This window comes from Campylobacter sp. RM16192, from assembly GCF_004803855.2.
GTDB lineage: Bacteria > Campylobacterota > Campylobacteria > Campylobacterales > Campylobacteraceae > Campylobacter_A.
Genome location: NZ_CP012552.1, coordinates 1 through 16477, shown reverse-complemented (window position 1 = coordinate 16477; position 16477 = coordinate 1). Strand labels below are relative to the sequence as shown.

At 34.1% G+C, this 16477-nt stretch carries 20 protein-coding genes and 1 other RNA gene; 7 read left to right on the top strand and 14 right to left on the bottom strand.

Translation table 11 applies throughout. The features are described 5' to 3' along the window. The 4 genes from CDOMC_RS00105 to rpsJ are packed head-to-tail and all read right to left on the bottom strand — an operon-like array spanning position 1 to position 1804. Positions 1 to 282, bottom strand: a complete 282-nt coding sequence (locus CDOMC_RS00105) for a 50S ribosomal protein L23 (RefSeq protein WP_172126837.1) — start codon at positions 280 to 282, stop codon at positions 1 to 3. Between the two features lies 1 nt (position 283). After that, positions 284 to 898, bottom strand: a complete 615-nt coding sequence (rplD, locus tag CDOMC_RS00100) for a 50S ribosomal protein L4 (RefSeq protein ID WP_172126835.1) — start codon at positions 896 to 898, stop codon at positions 284 to 286. Further along, positions 895 to 1473, bottom strand: a complete 579-nt coding sequence (gene rplC / locus CDOMC_RS00095; RefSeq protein ID WP_172126833.1) for a 50S ribosomal protein L3 — start codon at positions 1471 to 1473, stop codon at positions 895 to 897. The genes rplD and rplC overlap by 4 nt, the downstream gene beginning before the upstream one ends. A gap of 19 nt (positions 1474 to 1492) precedes the next feature. Continuing rightward, a complete protein-coding gene (rpsJ, locus tag CDOMC_RS00090; protein WP_002947121.1) occupies positions 1493 to 1804 on the bottom strand; it encodes a 30S ribosomal protein S10 in 312 nt (103 codons plus the stop codon). A 189-nt stretch (positions 1805 to 1993) separates the two neighbouring features. Between rpsJ and CDOMC_RS00085 the strand changes: the two genes are divergently transcribed. From CDOMC_RS00085 to CDOMC_RS00070, 4 genes are all read left to right on the top strand, one after another. Next, positions 1994 to 3091, top strand: coding sequence for an ATP-binding protein (locus tag CDOMC_RS00085; protein WP_172126831.1), 1098 nt, complete (start codon positions 1994 to 1996; stop codon positions 3089 to 3091). Positions 3092 to 3110: 19 nt separating this feature from the next. Next, positions 3111 to 3989 (top strand): hypothetical protein, encoded by an 879-nt coding sequence (locus CDOMC_RS00080; protein ID WP_172126829.1) that lies wholly within the window; start codon positions 3111 to 3113, stop codon positions 3987 to 3989. Then, positions 3982 to 4533 (top strand): ribonuclease HII, encoded by a 552-nt coding sequence (locus tag CDOMC_RS00075; RefSeq protein ID WP_172126827.1) that lies wholly within the window; start codon positions 3982 to 3984, stop codon positions 4531 to 4533. Before CDOMC_RS00080 ends, CDOMC_RS00075 begins: the two co-directional genes overlap by 8 nt. Positions 4534 to 4621: 88 nt before the next feature. Next, positions 4622 to 5524: a bile acid:sodium symporter family protein gene (locus CDOMC_RS00070; RefSeq protein ID WP_172126825.1), complete on the top strand. Its 903-nt coding sequence runs from the start codon at positions 4622 to 4624 to the stop codon at positions 5522 to 5524. 6 nt (positions 5525 to 5530) lie between these two features. Here the strand turns inward: CDOMC_RS00070 and CDOMC_RS00065 are convergent, their stop codons facing one another. Then, the gene (locus CDOMC_RS00065; protein ID WP_172126823.1) at positions 5531 to 6136 is read right to left on the bottom strand and encodes a cyclase family protein; all 606 of its coding nucleotides are present in this window, start codon (positions 6134 to 6136) and stop codon (positions 5531 to 5533) included. Between the two features lie 105 nt (positions 6137 to 6241). Continuing rightward, complete coding sequence (tpx, locus tag CDOMC_RS00060) at positions 6242 to 6775, bottom strand: thiol peroxidase (protein ID WP_172126821.1); 534 nt, start codon at positions 6773 to 6775, stop codon at positions 6242 to 6244. 109 nt (positions 6776 to 6884) lie between these two features. Between tpx and nrdD the strand changes: the two genes are divergently transcribed. Then, complete coding sequence (gene nrdD, locus CDOMC_RS00055; RefSeq protein WP_169975218.1) at positions 6885 to 7043, top strand: anaerobic ribonucleoside-triphosphate reductase; 159 nt, start codon at positions 6885 to 6887, stop codon at positions 7041 to 7043. Then, positions 7027 to 7719, top strand: a complete 693-nt coding sequence (locus CDOMC_RS00050) for an anaerobic ribonucleoside-triphosphate reductase activating protein (RefSeq protein ID WP_172126819.1) — start codon at positions 7027 to 7029, stop codon at positions 7717 to 7719. The genes nrdD and CDOMC_RS00050 overlap by 17 nt, the downstream gene beginning before the upstream one ends. Here the strand turns inward: CDOMC_RS00050 and CDOMC_RS00045 are convergent. Further along, positions 7709 to 8143 carry a hypothetical protein gene (locus tag CDOMC_RS00045; protein ID WP_172126817.1) on the bottom strand — a complete coding sequence of 145 codons (435 nt, stop codon included), beginning with the start codon at positions 8141 to 8143 and terminating at the stop codon, positions 7709 to 7711. The genes CDOMC_RS00050 and CDOMC_RS00045 overlap by 11 nt on opposite strands. Positions 8144 to 8195: 52 nt before the next feature. Here CDOMC_RS00045 and ffs point away from each other — a divergent pair. Continuing rightward, an RNA gene (gene ffs, locus CDOMC_RS00040) (signal recognition particle sRNA small type) lies at positions 8196 to 8293 on the top strand. Between the two features lie 37 nt (positions 8294 to 8330). Here ffs and CDOMC_RS00035 read toward each other — a convergent pair. The 7 genes from CDOMC_RS00035 to dnaA are packed head-to-tail and all read right to left on the bottom strand — an operon-like array spanning position 8331 to position 16477. Beyond that, positions 8331 to 9566, bottom strand: coding sequence for an HD domain-containing protein (locus CDOMC_RS00035; protein WP_172126815.1), 1236 nt, complete (start codon positions 9564 to 9566; stop codon positions 8331 to 8333). Continuing rightward, positions 9566 to 10225: a preQ(1) synthase gene (queF, locus tag CDOMC_RS00030; protein ID WP_172126813.1), complete on the bottom strand. Its 660-nt coding sequence runs from the start codon at positions 10223 to 10225 to the stop codon at positions 9566 to 9568. Before queF ends, CDOMC_RS00035 begins: the two co-directional genes overlap by 1 nt. Positions 10226 to 10233: 8 nt before the next feature. After that, complete coding sequence (locus CDOMC_RS00025) at positions 10234 to 11622, bottom strand: EAL domain-containing protein (protein WP_172126811.1); 1389 nt, start codon at positions 11620 to 11622, stop codon at positions 10234 to 10236. Then, positions 11622 to 13931, bottom strand: coding sequence for a DNA topoisomerase (ATP-hydrolyzing) subunit B (gene gyrB, locus CDOMC_RS00020; protein ID WP_172126809.1), 2310 nt, complete (start codon positions 13929 to 13931; stop codon positions 11622 to 11624). Before gyrB ends, CDOMC_RS00025 begins: the two co-directional genes overlap by 1 nt. Before the next feature lie 13 nt (positions 13932 to 13944). Further along, positions 13945 to 15012, bottom strand: a complete 1068-nt coding sequence (gene dnaN, locus CDOMC_RS00015; RefSeq protein ID WP_172126807.1) for a DNA polymerase III subunit beta — start codon at positions 15010 to 15012, stop codon at positions 13945 to 13947. Continuing rightward, entirely contained in the window at positions 15009 to 15158 is a 150-nt protein-coding gene (locus CDOMC_RS00010) for a hypothetical protein (protein ID WP_172126805.1), read from the bottom strand. The genes dnaN and CDOMC_RS00010 overlap by 4 nt, the downstream gene beginning before the upstream one ends. A gap of 8 nt (positions 15159 to 15166) precedes the next feature. Further along, complete coding sequence (gene dnaA / locus CDOMC_RS00005; RefSeq protein WP_172126803.1) at positions 15167 to 16477, bottom strand: chromosomal replication initiator protein DnaA; 1311 nt, start codon at positions 16475 to 16477, stop codon at positions 15167 to 15169.

Here is a 16477-nt window from a genome sequence, read left to right as displayed (position 1 = left end):
TTACGCCTCCACACTTGCTAGAGCTGAACCTTCAGGCAACTTAACATAAAATTTCTTTATATCTTTGCGTTGTCCTGTTTGTCCTTTGAAACGCTTAACTTTTCCGTCCATTCTAAGTGAATTTACGCTAAGTGGCGTTACTCCAAAATACTCTTTTAAAATTTCTTTTAGCCTATTTTTAGTCATTTTTGGTGAAGTTTGAATAACTACGACACCTTGTTCTTGAAGGCCAAGAGTTTTTTCTGTATATAAAATTGTTTTGATATCAGTTATATCTGCCATTTTAGCCCTCTTTTGTTATAGTTTCAAGTGCTGCTTTTTCAATGATAACCGCACCAAATACAGATACTAGATAAGCGTTTACTTCGCTTGCATCTACTAAATAGCAATTTGCCATATTTCTAAATGCTAGTAGCGTCTTATCATCAAGCAAATCTTTAACTATCAACGCATCTCTTAAATTTAAAGCGTCAATAATTTTCGCCGCGTCTTTTGTCTTTCCGCTTTCTATAGATATACTATCAACTGCGAAAATTTTGCCTTCGTTAGCCTTTTGTGCTAGTGCGCACTCAAGAGCTAATTTCTTTTGTTTTTTATTAATTTTTTGGAAATAATTTCTATTATTCAATGGTCCAAAAGATACTGCACCGCCTACCCATACGTTAGTTCTAGTTGAGCCTGCACGAGCACCGCCACGACCCTTTTGTCTCCATGGCTTCTTACCGCCACCGCTTACAAAAGCACGAGTCTTAGTGTGAGCTGTATTTGCGCGGATACCTGCAAGGTAAGATTTAACATATAGATAAAGGTTATGTGGATTTACCTCTGCATAGTTTGCAGGAAGATCTAAATCTCCAGCCTTTTCAAATTTCTCGTTTAATACGCAAACTTTACTCATTTTACTATCCTTACTCTACCCATTGCGCCATTGTGTCCAGGAACTGAGCCTTTTAAAACCAAAATTCCGTTCTCGCTATCAAAACTTACAACTTCGTTTTTAACAGTTACTTTCACATCGCCCATGTGTCCGGCCATTTTCATACCAGGTTGAACACGTCCCGGCCATTCGCAGTTACCGATTGATCCGTGGCGTCTGTGGAAACGTGAACCGTGACTTTTTGGTCCGCCACCAAATCCGTGTCTTTTAACAACACCTTGATAACCTCTACCCTTTGAATCAAAGCTAACTTTGATAACAGCAGCTGAACTTAGCGGGCTTACGTCAAGATCGCCTGCTTCGCTATTTGCAACTGTTAAAGTGGCAAATTTGTTGTACTCAGCTGAAAGATTGTATTTCTTTTGCTGACCTGCTATAGCTTTGTTCTTTGCTTTACCTTTTGCATAAGCAACGATTGCGCGGTTGTTTTCACCTACTTCGCAAACTTTAGTTTCTACAAGTTTTAGAAGTGTAACTGGTGTGCTAGGAACCGAAATCGTCCTACTCATGCCTATTTTTTCTACGATATATTCCATTATCTAACCTTTCGCCTGATTACTTGCCCATCGCACGAACTTCGACGTTAACTTCAGGAGCCAAGTCAAGTTTTGTTAGCGAATCGACTGTGTCAGGTGTAGCTGCTACGATGTCAAGCATACGTGCATGAATTCTCATCTCAAACTGCTCACGTGAATCTTTGTTGATGTGTGGTGATTTTAAGACTGTGTAGCGTTTGATCTTAGTAGGCATTGGCACTGGACCTCTTACGTCAGCACCAGTTCTTTTGACAGCTTCTACGATTGCTGCAACTGTGCGGTCTAGAACTCTATGGTCATAAGCTTTGAGCTTAAGCCTGATTCTCTCCATTTGATTTCCTTTAAAATAGAACTTGTCGCAAACATACGACCTTTTATGACTTACATAAAAGACTTAGATTTTACTAAAATGAGCTTTTAAAGTCAATGTTTATATACGAATTTGATAAAATTTAATAAATTTATTTCCTTATAAAAAGGAAAATATAGTATAATTATCTAAAAAATTAAAAGGAAATTCTTGGATATTCTAAATCATATTTATAATCTTCCATTAAAATCGATAAAATTTATAGATAGAAAATTTAGCATATCATCTCCAAAAATTCTAATTATAGGCCCTAGCGGAAGTGGCAAAACCTCTCTTGTGATAGATTCTTTAAAAAGATTTAAAAATGAAGAGAAGCTATATATAAATTTATCAGATATCAGAATAAACTCAGAGCAAATTTTAGATAGCTTGGCAGATTTTTTATCAGAAAATAGACAGATAAAAACTCTAGCCATAGATAACATAAACTCAGAAATTCAAGTCAATAAAATAACTCAAATTTTAGATAAAAATTTAGAAAATATAATCCTTGCAACAGACAAAAAAAGTATAAATTTGCCAAATTTTAAGATCTTAAATCTAAACTACTTAGACTATGAAGAATTTATAGCATTTTTTCGTAAGAATTTTGATGAAGACACACTTTTTAGTCAGTTTTTATCTCATGGAAGAAGCCTTGCTTCAGCTTTTTTAGATACAAGTGAAGTAACCGAAAGTCTGCAAAATTCTCTCAAAAAAAATTTAAATGAAATAAGTATAAATATCCTTAGAGAGTGTGCAATCTTTCAGGGGCAAAATTTAAGTGCTCACGAGCTTTATAAAAATTTAAAAGAGAAGATGAAAATATCAAAAGATAGCGTATATGGCATACTAAACGAACTTGAAGAAAGAGGATATATATCTCTTGTGGAGAAATTTAATGAGCCAAATTCTGCCAAAAAACTATATTTTGAGGATTTTGGACTGAGAAATGCTTTGAGTTTTAAAAAAGATTTCGCTAAATTTTTCGTAAATGTAGTTTTTTGTGAACTTTTTAAATTCAAAGAGCAAGTTTTTTATACTAAAGACTTTGATTTTTTCCTTTATAAAAGGAAGCTTGCTATTTTATCTATCCCGTTTGGAGATAGCGATCTTATTTTTTTAAAATTCAAAAAACTACATGCAAATTTAAAAGAATTAGGAGCAAATAGGCTTCAAGTTATTACTATGGGAAATTCAGGTGAGCTTAGCATAGAAGGTATAAAATGCGAGGTTGTGCCATTTTCAAGATGGGCGCTTGGACTTTAAAATTTAAAAAGGAAGATTTATGAGAGTATTTTTAATATCTATTTTTACATTTTCTCTACTTTTAGGGTATGAGATAAATCACGAAAATATGGGTAAATTTTATAAATTTCAAGGTGATGCAGATGGGGCTAAATTTGAACTTTATCTTAATTTTTTTGATGTCGAATTTGAAAATTTCAAAGATTCTAAACACTTAATAATCCCTACAAAAATTTACGGACATATATTTTTTAACGGCTCAAAATATGATTTTAGTAAAGGTAGTGTAGATCAAAATTCTACAAGTATAAATGCTATAAACGCTCTTTCAGACTGGCTTAATCTAGATGTCAAGCTCGAAGAAGACGGCAAGTTAAAAGGAAAATTAGCCATAAAAGGAAAAGCCCACAGAGCAGAAATTAGCCAAGATTTAAGCTATGAAATATTGGCTCTTGGAGTTCAGATTGTGGATGCTAACGGAACAAAATTTGAAGCTATAGCAAGTGAATTTTTCTTGGCAGATTTAAATAAGAAATTTAAAAAATCGCTCGAGAAAAAAATCAAAATTTTAAAAGATAAAAATATACAAAATACAGAATTTAACATTGCAAACGAGCTAGTAAATTTAGAGTTTCAAAATAACAAAATAAAAACCATATGCACTACATTTAGCAAATCTAAAAAGAGCTGTATGGTAGAACTTCTAAAAGGTCTTAAGCAAATAGGGCTAGATGATGTTTTTGTCAATATGAAAGATGAAAATTTAAAAGCTATTTTTAGTAAAAAAGAGATAATTCCAAGCGAAAATTTTTCACTAACACCTATTGGAATAACATTTTATAATGAAAACGAAAAAACAATTGATTTAGAGGAAATAAAGCCTTATTTAAAACAAAATTTTGGGCTATTTAATGAGTAAAATTTGCGGTATAGATGAGGCGGGTAGGGGGGCTCTGGCAGGCTGCCTAGCTGTAGCGGCATGTGTGCTAAACAAAAAAATACCAGGACTAAACGACTCTAAAAAGCTTACTGCAAAAAAACGCAAAGAGCTATTTGATAAGATCTTTGCTAATTCAAATTTTTTAATAGTTTATTTTTCAAACCAAGATATAGACGAGATGGGATTAAGCGAGTGCTTAAGAAGGTCTTTAAATCTTTTTAAACTTCATTTCAAAGAATACGAACTTGTATATGATGGCAATGCTGATTATGGCACAAGAGTTAAAACTATGATAAAAGCCGATGGTAAGGTCGCAGAAGTATCTGCTGCCAGTATCTTGGCAAAAGTTAGCCGAGATATGCTAATGGATAGATGGAGCGAAGTTTATCCAAACTATGGATATGCCACACATAAAGGATACGGGACTAAGGCTCATTTAGAAGCTATATCAAGATTCGGCGAGTGCGAATTAACTCGCAAAAGCTTTAAAATAAAAGCATTTCAACCATCACTATTTGACTAACGTTACAAATTTTCATATAAATATTTTTTAGAAATCAAAAGCTTAATATAATTTGAAAAAATAAAAAATTTTAGCTACAATCAAATTCATGAAAACACTAATATTTCCAATTGTAGCTATTGTTTTATCAGTAGTAGCGTATATGTTTCCGGGTGGCTTTACTCCTCTAAAAGGCTATATAGTACCGCTTTTGGTCGTTATCATGCTTGGCATGGGTATCACGCTTAGCATAAATGATTTTAAGCAAATTTTACATAAGAAAAAAGCTCTTTCTTTAGGTGTTGCAATGCAGTTTATTGTAATGCCTCTGGCTGCATTTGTGATATCAAAGCTCTTTGGTTTTAGTAACGAAGTAACAGCAGGCATGATGCTAGTAGGAACGAGCGCCGGCGGTACAGCATCAAATGTAATGACCTATCTGGCAAAAGGAGATGTGGCGCTAAGCGTTAGTATGACTCTACTTTCTACTCTGCTTTCTATAGTTTTAATGCCATTTTTAACATGGCTTTATATCGGTCAGGAAGTGCCTGTACCTGCTATGAATATGCTAATTAGCCTTATCAAAATTATGCTAGTTCCGATAATAGTAGGTGTGCTTATAAATACATTTTTCCATAAATTAGTACAAAAAATTTTACCTGCATTGCCAATAATATCGATGGCGGCTATAATCGCGATCATAGCAATAGTTGTGGCTTTAAATGTTAAAAATATCCAAACTGTTGGTATTTTGGTCGTAATAGGCGTCATACTTCACAATACAGCAGGGCTTGTATGTGGATATGTATTTTCCAAGATGCTTGGATTTGATGAAAAAACTGCAAGAACTGTAGCTATTGAGGTCGGTATGCAAAATTCTGGCTTGAGCGTTAGTTTAGCGATTAAATATTTTGGTTCGCTTGCTGCGCTTCCAGGAGCTCTATTTAGTATTTGGCATAATATTTCAGGCTCTATATTGTCCAGCATTTGGCATCACAAAAGCTCTAAATAAGCGACATTACAATATAGCATAAGCTCTAAGAGGCGCTGCATCGGCGTTTTCTATCTTTAAAGGAGCAGCCGAGAAGAAAAAAGTTTTGTTCTCCAAAGGCTTTAAATTTACAAGACATTCTATGATCTGAATACCTCTTTCAAAAGCCTCTTTGTGACACAAATTTGATCCGTGAGCGTCGATAGTAGATAAATTTGTAGCGATAGTTTTAAAGCCGTTTTGCTGAGCCAAATTTAAAAAATCCTCATCCAAAAAAGGAGAATTTATGAAAAAATCTTGCTCGTTTTTAAACTCACAATGCACATTTAAAAGCAAAATTTGAGCGTTTTTTGGATTTGGCGGCATTTGAAATTTGATAGCTTCGTTTGAATTTGCCTTCACTCCGACACAAACGGCTTCGCCTACAAAATAGCCAAGAGAAATTTCTTCGCTTGCTACTGCGTTCATGCCGCAATGCATAGCAAAATCAGTATGCGAACCTGTATGAAGCGACATAGAGAGGTTTCCCGTGCAAAATCCGCCGTCTAAATTTTGCTCTATCAAAAACGGCGCATCGCCAGGATAAATTTGCATTTTAGGGCTTAAAACCGGGCTTAGATCTATGATTTTCAAATTTTGCCTTTTGAGATTTTAAGAAGTGTAGCTAAAAATTTATTAAAATTAAAAAGATGGAAATTTTGGCTTTGAGATAAATTTCAAAGCCAAAATTTTAAGATATTAATGTCCGCAACCGCAGCCACAACCTGCGCCGCTTGATTTGATTGCGTCAAACACAGCATCGTAGTTTGGCTCATCTGCGATTTCAGGTACGATTTGCTTGTGGATGATAACTCCATCTTTTACTACAAAAACAGCGCGAGTAAGAAGACCTTTAAGCGCTCCTTCGTCGATCAAGACGCCATACTTCTCGCCAAATTCTTTAGCTCTAAAGTCGCTTCCCACGCGCAAATTTGCTATGCCTTCAGTAGAGCAAAATCTACCCATCGCAAATGGCAAATCACCTGAAATAACACTTAGTTTTACCGCGTTTTTGCCAGCCATTTTTTCATTAAATTTGCGAGTTTCAGTCGCGCAAACTCCGGTATCAAGCGAAGGAACTGTGACTAAAACTTCGATTTTAGCGTTGTCTGCGCCTACTTTAAACTCACCAAGATCGCCTCCCACGAGCGTAACCTCAGGAGCGCGCTGTCCTACACACACCTCATCGCCTCTTAAATTTACAGGAGAGCCTTTGAAATTTACCTTTGCCATTTTTATCCTTTTAGTTGAAATATAACTGAAATATTACTACATTTTTACAAACAATTAACCACAAATTAAACCCCAAATAGTTACAATATAAATAAATAAGGAGAATAACATGAGTGAAAAAGAGATCTTAGAAAAATTGCAAGAAAAACGCACTAAATGCGTGGTTTATACTCGTGTAATGGGCTATCACAGACCGGTTGAAAGCTTTAATCTCGGTAAAAAAGGTGAACACAAAGAACGAGTGAAATTTTGTGAGCGCACAAAATAAGCCGCTTCACTCCATAACTCCATTTACTACTCTTGATTTTCCCGATAAACCTGCGTGTGTAGCGTGGTTTACGGGGTGTAATATGCGCTGTGCCTACTGCTACAACACAGCTGTCGTGCTTGGCGAAGGCTTTGTGAGCGAAGATGAGTTTTTGCAGTTTTTAGATAGGCGCATAGGCAAGCTAAGCGGAGTTGTATTTAGCGGTGGAGAGTGTACTATCAGCAGCAGTTTTTTGCCTCTTGCACGTGAAGTGAAAAGACGCGGATTTTTGCTTAAAGTTGATACTAACGGCTCAAATTTAAAGGCTTTAAAAGCAGCTTTAAGTGAAAATTTGATCGATTATATTGCACTTGATTTTAAAGCTCCGAGTGAAAAATTTCATGATATAACGAAGTCAAATTTCTATGAAAATTTCATCCAAACACTTAAGTTTTTGATATCCATAAATTTCAAATTTGAAGTTCGCACGACCGTGCATGCTGATCTGCTCTGTGAAGATGATATCTCAAATATGAGCAAAGTACTTCAAAATCATGGCTATAACGGAACTTACTACTTGCAAAATTTTTTAAACACAGGTGAAAATTTCGGAAATTTAACTACTCCGCAAAGAGAATTTGACGCTAATAAGATAGAGTCAAATTTAAAAATAGAGTTTAGGAATTTTAACCAATAGATGAATATTGCTTTACTTCATAAAGTAAAAAATCATAAACTCTTTGCTGAATTAATGTCTCTTCCTCTTCTCCGTTAATAAGTCTTCTAAGGTGTGAAAAATCTATTTTAGAAGCATATCTTTTATGGCTTTTCATAGATTGATCTATACTTAAAAGTAGGGTATCAAGAGTGAGATGATCCTTACATTTTACCTTTGATATATACTCTTTTGTAATCTGTATTAAAACAGCTTTTCTATCCTCGTCATTATCGTAAATCTCTTTTGAAATTTCATATAGTATTATGAAATCATCTTCATCAGGATCAAGTTTAGCAGCTATAATAGCGGCAAAAACTTTCGCACGAAATTCCAAAGATCTATGATGATATACAAAAAATTCGCGAAAAAACGACAAAAATCTAGATTTTATCCCAACTCCCATAAAATGCCTCAATTAGTTTTAAGTTATACTTTAGTAAAATTGCACTCGCCTCTTCTTAGACCTGTGCAATGCCTCTTTCAGGCACCGCTTCAGGGTGGGAACACAGCAGAGCACTTGAATTTGGTGTGTGCCGCAGTCATCTGAGAAGGGGTTTTAAATTCCACTCTTCAGATTATCGCACAAATTTTTAAATTTTTACTTGCAAAAGAGAAAAATGCTCTTTAAATTCCTCGCAAATTTTAGCGAAATTTACACCGTCAACGCTTGGTTTATTTCTAAAAAAACTATCCATATTATTAAAACCGTCAATGAGCTCTTTTGACTTTACACCGTAGCTTATGGAAATGCCTGCTTCTATAAATGCTGCAAGCTTGTCGCAGTATTTAAGAGCTTTGCCGTCAATCGCGTTAAATTTATCCTCATTTACATTTTCCATCGTGCCTTCGTGATAGGCCGGTTTCTTTTCGCAAATTCTATTTTCAAACTCGTTTTTTATGAATTTTCCGCCCTGCTCTCTTATACCTAAAATATAGCTAAACACATCTCTAAAGCTATCCGGCACAAACGGCAAAATTCGCTCATCAATGAGTCTCATCTCGTATTCGGTTATGATCTCATTTAGACCTTCGACACCGTATTTAACGGGGCTTATGATGTCTCTTGTAAGACTTTCAGGAAGGTCGTGAAAGAGTGCACAAAAGAAGTTATTTTCAAGTCTTTTTGCACAAGCCTTAACCTCAAGCGAGTAAAAATAACTTAAAATAGCAACCACAAGCATATGTCCAAGCACCGCAGTTTCAGGGATGCGCGGAGTTTGAGCCCAGCGCTTTTGAAAGCGAAGTCGTCCGCTTAGGTCCACAAGTTTTGCTAACTTTTGATTCATCACGATTTTTCGTACACCGATTAGCTCGTAATAATCCTCAAGCTCCTCTTCAACCTTACTCTTAAGCTCTTCTATATCGCTTAAAAACTGGCTTGTCTGATAGACGATAGAAAACTCCCAGCGAGTTGCAAGGTAGCTTGCAGCTTTTAATATAAGGCGTTCTTTAGCGTGTTTTTTATCTTTTTTAAGCAGGTAGTTTCTAAGTCGCTCCAAAAATTTGCCTCCATCGATATCACGGATCAAATTTTCAAGTATGCTTAGCACCCAACCGTTTATCTGCTCGCTCTTTTGTTTTTGTATCTGATGAAATACATCCGGGCGGATATCAGTAACTACCACGCGTGCGAAAAACTCAAAAATTCCCGCCTCGATGATGTAGTTCATATCGATATCTTTTTCAAGCTTTGCGATAAAATAAGCGATAACAAATTTATGCGCCTGCTTATCAAGCTCGACTAAATTTGTCATCTTCGGATAGTCATTCCAGCGCGATATGGACGCCGCTTTGAAAATATGTTCGATCAAATTTGCATTTATCATTATTTATCTTTTTTAACTACTCTTGCACGTTTTTCGCCTAAAAATTCAGGCTTTTTAAAGCCTTCTTTCGCAGGTTTCTTTCCGGCTTCCGATCTTTCTCTACTTGGTTTTTTATCAAATTCTTTTGTTCTTGAGCCACCTCTTGAATTTGTACGTGAATCAGACTTTCTGTCACTACTTCTTTCACGTCTTTCATAACTTGGAGTTATAAAATTCGTGGCAGGCTCTTTGATTTCCGGTTTTTTAATGATCTCATCAGAGCTTATCTCGATAACCGTATGAACGTTGCCGCGCGGGTTAAAGTCACCTACGATCTTCATCCATTTTGGCTCAAGCTTTCTTTCAAGAACAGAATAAATTTCGTTTATGCTATCTTCGTGGCTTATGTTTCTGTTCATAAAGCTGTTTATATAAAGCTTGATCGCCTTTAGCTCGACTACAAATTTGTTCGGCACGTACTCAAGATAAATCGTTGCAAAATCAGGGTAACCAGAACGCGGGCAAAGGCAGCAAAATTCAGGCAAAGTGATCTTGATCTTATAATTTCTGCTTTGCTTGTTTTCCCAAATTTCAAGGTCACGCTCGACATCAAACTCTTTTAAAATTTTCTCACCGTATTTTTGCTCTTGTCCTAAATTATTTTCATTAATTTCTTGCATATTTTTCCTTAAATTTCTTTTGGTTTTTCTATATAAAACCCTTGTACATAGTCGATTCCGCCACTTCTTACATTTTCAAAAAAATCAGCCTTATCGACAAATCTAAAAGCTGTTTTTACTCCTATTTTTTTAGCAGTTTTATTAAGATTAACAAATAAACTCTCAAATCTTTCGTCATTTAAATTTTTATTAAACTCAATATCATAGATGAAAAAATCTATAGGCAGATGTTTAAAATACTCAAATCCTGCGTTATTTCCACCAAATTTATTAAAAGCAAATCTAAAACCTAAATTTTTATATTGATTTAGAATTTCTTTAAATCTATTCATTTCATTATAAACGATCTTTTCACTAAATTCTAAAATAACTTTATTTGGATTAATTTGACCAGACTCTACAAATTCTTTTATAAAATTTATAAATTGTAAATTTCTAATCGAGACTGATGAAACTTCAATAATATAAGAATTTTCATCATTAAATTTTGCCTCAGCAAATTTCTTAATGGCATTTATATCAAATAAGATCTCATATCCGTTTTTATTCGCGATATTTTGGGCTTTTTGCTTTGATATAAGTCCGAATTCCTCAGTATCAATTTTAATCAAAATATTTTTTAAATTTTCTTCATCTTTTAGACTACTTACTAGCTGAGATTGAAACGAAAATTGTTTATCTTTTATAGATTTACAAACAGATTGTTCAAATTCATCTGTAATTGCAAATTTTGCATTCTCTTCTAAGCTTAATCTCTCTATTAAAACAGATATTGAATTTTCAATATTTTTAGAATAATTAATATTAACTAATTCGAATTTAATCTTAAGCTCTATATCATCTATTCCATGAGATAAAACACTTTTTTCAAAAATATTTAAAAAATGTATTAACTGAGAGCTTTTACCCTCACAAAACATTAAAAAGCAATCGTTAGTATATCTGCCTATTAAAGTTTTTTTTGATACTTCTTTATTTAGAAAAAAATCTAACCTCTCAATAAGTTTTCTAAGTAAAACATCTGTAATATCAAAGCTATAACGCTCATTTATATCGTTTAAATTTAGTATTTTTAGCATTACTATATTGCCATCTTGTCGATTTTTAAACTGATCTGCTTTTTTTGAAATTACTTTTAAAACTTCACTTCTATTAAAAGAGCCGGTAGTGCCGTCTAATACTGTATTATTGAAACTTTGATATATTTTATAAGTAGTAAAATATACTTGACATATTATTAAAACTATTAAAAGTACTATTTCATCATTTTCTAAATTTACTTCGTCTCTTTTTATAAAGACGTATGCAAAAAATAGTATAACTGCAAAAAATGGAATAGATATCTCAAGAGCAGATATAAATCTTCTTGATCTTTCTTTTATTTCAGAATCCAACATCACACATCCAAATGTTTAACGTCTTTTGCGTGCTCTTGTATGTAGTTTCTTCTTGGCTCTACCTCATCGCCCATAAAGAGATTAAACGTATCACTAGCACTCATAGCATCATTTATATTTATCTGTAACAAGCGGCGATTTTCAGGATTCATCGTAGTCTCCCAAAGTTGATCGGGATTCATCTCACCAAGACCTTTATAACGCTGTATATAAGCACCTTTTTTAGCGTTTTTCTCGACTTCATCAAGAATTTCAATCACATCTTTAGTAAAGCTAAATTCGCGATCTTTTATCTTATTACTGATGAAAAGCGCCTCTTCATAAAGAGGATTTGTAAATAAATTTTCATTTACGACAAGCTCTTCAAGACCGCTTTCAGTCTGGACATAGATGCGAATTTCATCTTCATTTATGTATGAATTTAGGATATTGTATCCTTCATTTTCAAGGTATATTTTTAAAATTTCAAAAATTTCATTGTAATTTTTAGAAACTATATCAGGATTTTCTATCATATATCTAATCGCACTTAACACGTTAAATCGCTTCTCAAGCTCTTTTAACACGCTTCTATAAGCGGCTACTATTTTAAGAAAATCAATTAAATCCTTATTTCCGATTCCTTCAAATTCAACCCCTTCAATTCCCGTCTCAATCAAAAATTCATTCAAAGCCTTTTCATCTTTAAGATAAATTTCCTTTTTACCTTTTTTATAACGATAAAGCGGCGGTTGAGCAAGATATATGTAGCCGTTTTCAACTACAGGATTTAAAAATCTAAAGAAAAATGTTAAAAGCAGAGTTTGGATATGACTTCCGTCAACATCGGCATCAGTCATTATAATAATCTTATGATAGCGAAGTTTTTCGGCATCAAATTCATCTCCGATACCACAACCAAGAGCCGTTATCATATTTTTAATCTCATCTGATTTTAAAATTTTATCAAGTCTTGATTTTTCAACGTTTAAAATTTTACCTTTCAGAGGCAAAATCGCCTGAAAAACTCTATCACGACCCTGTTTTGCAGAGCCTCCCGCAGAATCACCCTCCACTAAGTAAAGCTCACTTATACTTGCATCTTTACTTTGACAGTCAGCCAATTTTCCCGGCAGAGTTCCTACGCTAAGTCCTTCTTTTTTGCGGGTTAGATCCCTTGCTTTTTTAGCTGCCTCTCTTCCTCTTGCAGCCATCAAAGCCTTGTTCATTATAGCTTTTGCTTCGATAGGATTTTCTTCAAAATATTTAACCAAAACCTCAAAAGTCATCTTTTGAACGATAGGTTTTACATAGCTTGAGCCAAGTTTGCCCTTAGTTTGACCCTCAAACTGCGGCTCAGGCACTTTAACGCTTACAACAGCGATAAGTCCCTCTCTGATATCATCACCTGTTATCTTCGTATCTTTTTCACGTACTGCTGCGTTTGCTGCGATGTAGTTTGTAATGGCTCTAGTAAGACCCGCTCTAAATCCTGCTTCGTGAGTTCCACCGTCAGGAGTTTTGATGTTATTTACAAAGCTTAGTAAATTTTCGCTATAAGTTTCATTATACATCAAAGCAAAATCAACTATAACATCCTCTTCGCCGCCACTAAATGATACGGCTTTGCTTACAGGATTTGATCTGTTCATATCGGTTACAAAGCTCTCAATTCCGCCTTCAAAGTGATAGCTTTCAGTTCTACCCGTGCGTTGATCTTTAAAATTTATAGTTATTTTTGGGTTTAGATATGCTAGTTCTTTAAATCTCTTAGTTAAAATTTCATCGTCAAATTCGGTTACTTCAAATATAGTCTCATCAGGCCAAAATTCAACCATAGTTCCTGTTCTATTAGTAGTTTTTATGACCTCCATTTCGCTTGTTGGAATTCCTTTTGCAAATTCTTGTCTATGAAGATTTCCGTCACGCTTAATATTTACAACCAATTTTTTTGAAAGCGCATTTACTACAGATACACCAACACCGTGAAGACCGCCTGAAACCTTATAAGTATCTTTATCAAATTTTCCGCCTGCGTGAAGCACAGTTAAAACAACCGTAGCGGCTGAAATTTTCTCAGTCGGGTGCATATCTACAGGGATTCCACGACCGTTATCGCTAATTATCGCTGAGCCTTCGTTTGTAATTTCAATATTTATCGTATCACAATACCCTGCCATCGCCTCATCGATAGAGTTATCAACAACTTCATAAATCATATGATGAAGTCCGTTTATATGAGTATCTCCGATATACATTCCAGGGCGTTTTCTAACGGCTTCTAAACCCTTTAAAACCTTAATATTTTCTGCGCCGTAATTTTTTTCCATAAAATAACCTTAATTATAAATTTATTGGCATAATGATGGTTTTTAGCTCATTTGAACTAACAGTAAATGCCAAATTTGAGTCGTTAAAACCAAGCTCGAAACTATCTTCTTCGATATTTGTTAAAAAGTCTATTAAGTATCTATTTCTAACGCCTACGAAAAATTCCTCGTCAAGTCCTGTTTGAAAATCAATCACAGTTCTAGCCTCTGAATTATCTTCGATAATACTTTCAAAAGTTATGGTTTGAGGAGCGAAAATTATCTTCATACTATCTGATAAAATTGATATAGTTTTAATCCCCTCTATCATCTTATCTCTGCTTAGTTTTAGTCGTTTTTTAATATCTTTTGGAATTACCCTATCGTAATCAGGGAATTTACCGTTTATAAGTTTTGTAAAAAACTCAAAATTTGCACTTTGAGCTATCAAAATGTTTTCATCGTAATAAATCTCTATCTTATCGTAAAAAAGTTTTTGAATTTCGCTTATTGCTTTTTTTGGAATTATAAGCGAAAATTCACTTTGAGTTGGAGTTTCAAATTTAAATACACTTAGTCTTTTAGTATCTGTTCCTACGATATTTATGTAGTTTTGCTTAATGTCTATAAGAGCTCCGTTTAGCTCGAATTTTGGATTATTCGTATCTATACTAGGAAATATCTTTTTAAGGCTTCTTCCAAGCATTATCGCATCTATGTCAAATTTACTCTTTCCTTCTACAGTTGGAAATTTAGGAAAATCTTCAAATTTATACATAGGAAGTTTGTATTTTGAGTTTTTTTGCTTGATGTAAAGGTAGTTATTTACCGTTTCAAGAGTTACCTCTTCGTCTTTTAAGCTTCTTATAATGTCAAGCAGTTTTTTACCGTTTGCGGTTGCGTTTCCTTCATCCATTATCTTTACATTACTTAGTTTATATGCAAGACCTATCTCGTGATCTGTGGCTTTTATATTTAAAATTCCATCTTTAGCGCAGATATATATGTGAGAAGTTATAGCGCTTAAATCCTTTTTTTCTAAGTAAGGATTTGTGTTTGTAACTATGCTTTCAAGAGCATTTTTGTTAATTACCGCCTTCATAGTTTTCTTCCTTTATTTTTTAAATTTCTTTTAGTATCAGTAGTAGGTGTCATGAATATGTGAAAAACAGTTTCAAAGCTTGAAATTTCAGCATTTGGATAGTTTAAAACCAAATCTGATTTTTCACATTTATTCACATATTTCATCTTAAATTTTATCCCTTTGTCAAAATTTTGTTTTTAATCTCTTCAACTTTTATCTTAAAATACTCATCTTCATTTATCATTTCATTTATCTTTTTGATATTGTGACTAACTGCCGAGTGATCTTTCATGTTAAAGTAACTTGCTATCTGAGGCATAGAATTTGGCGTTAAATTTTTAGCCAGATATATTACGATTCGCCTTGCTTCAACGATATTTTTCACGCGTGATTTGCTTTTTATCTCGCTTGGTTTTATATTTAGCTCTTTGCTTACTATTTCGATTATGTTTTCTAAATTTATATTTTCACGCTTCTCTTTTATCTGATCTCTTAATATATTTTTAGCAAATTCAAGGCTTATCTCTTGCCTCATGAGTGTTGCGTAAGCATTTAAATTTATGATTGCGCTTTCGATTTCGCGGATATTATCACCCATATTTGTTGCGATATATTCGATCACGTCTTTAGTCAGATAAATTTTATCAAATTCACATTTTTTCTTAATGATGGCTATCTTAGTATCAAGTTCAGGTGGAGTGATATCGGCTATTATTCCCCATTCAAAGCGGGTTCTAAGTCTATCTTCAAAGCCTTTTAGGTGTTTTGGCTGACGGTCTGAAGTCATGACGATCTGACCGTTTTTTGAATGAAGTTCGTTAAAAGTGTGAAAAAACTCTTCTTGAATTTTATCCGTTTTACCTAAAAACTGCACATCATCGATAAGCAAAACATCGCAGTTTCGGTATTTTTCACGAAATCTTTGCATTGAGTGGTTGTTGATATGATATGTAAAATCTGTGATAAACTGCTCGCTTGTGATACAAATCACTACTTTTCCGTTGTTTAAGCAAAAATTTCCTACAGATTGAAGCAAGTGAGTTTTACCAAGACCAGTTGGACCGTAGATAAATAGCGGATTATACGCTTTTCCAAGCTGCTCGGCGGCTGATTTTGAAGTGATATAAGCGTATTGGTTTGAATCGCCTACAACGAAATTTTCAAAGGTATAGCTTGGATTTAAAAGGCTGCTTTGAGCCTTTATCTGATTTACATCTACTTTTGCGTTTTTTATCTGTGGCTTGCTCTTTTGAGAAGTGATGTTTATGTGAGGTTTTGCACCTGTTTTTACTTCAAAAAGATGAGCTATCTTGCCTGCGTATTTGGTTTGGATAAATTTTGCTATAAGCTCGTTTGGAGCGTTAAATACGATAACTTCTGAATTTGAAGCTTTTTCGTTAAATTTAAGCTGCTTTATGTAACACTCATATTCTGATTTTAAAATTTCGTGTCCAAGTAGCTCTAAAACCTCGTTTGCAAGCAA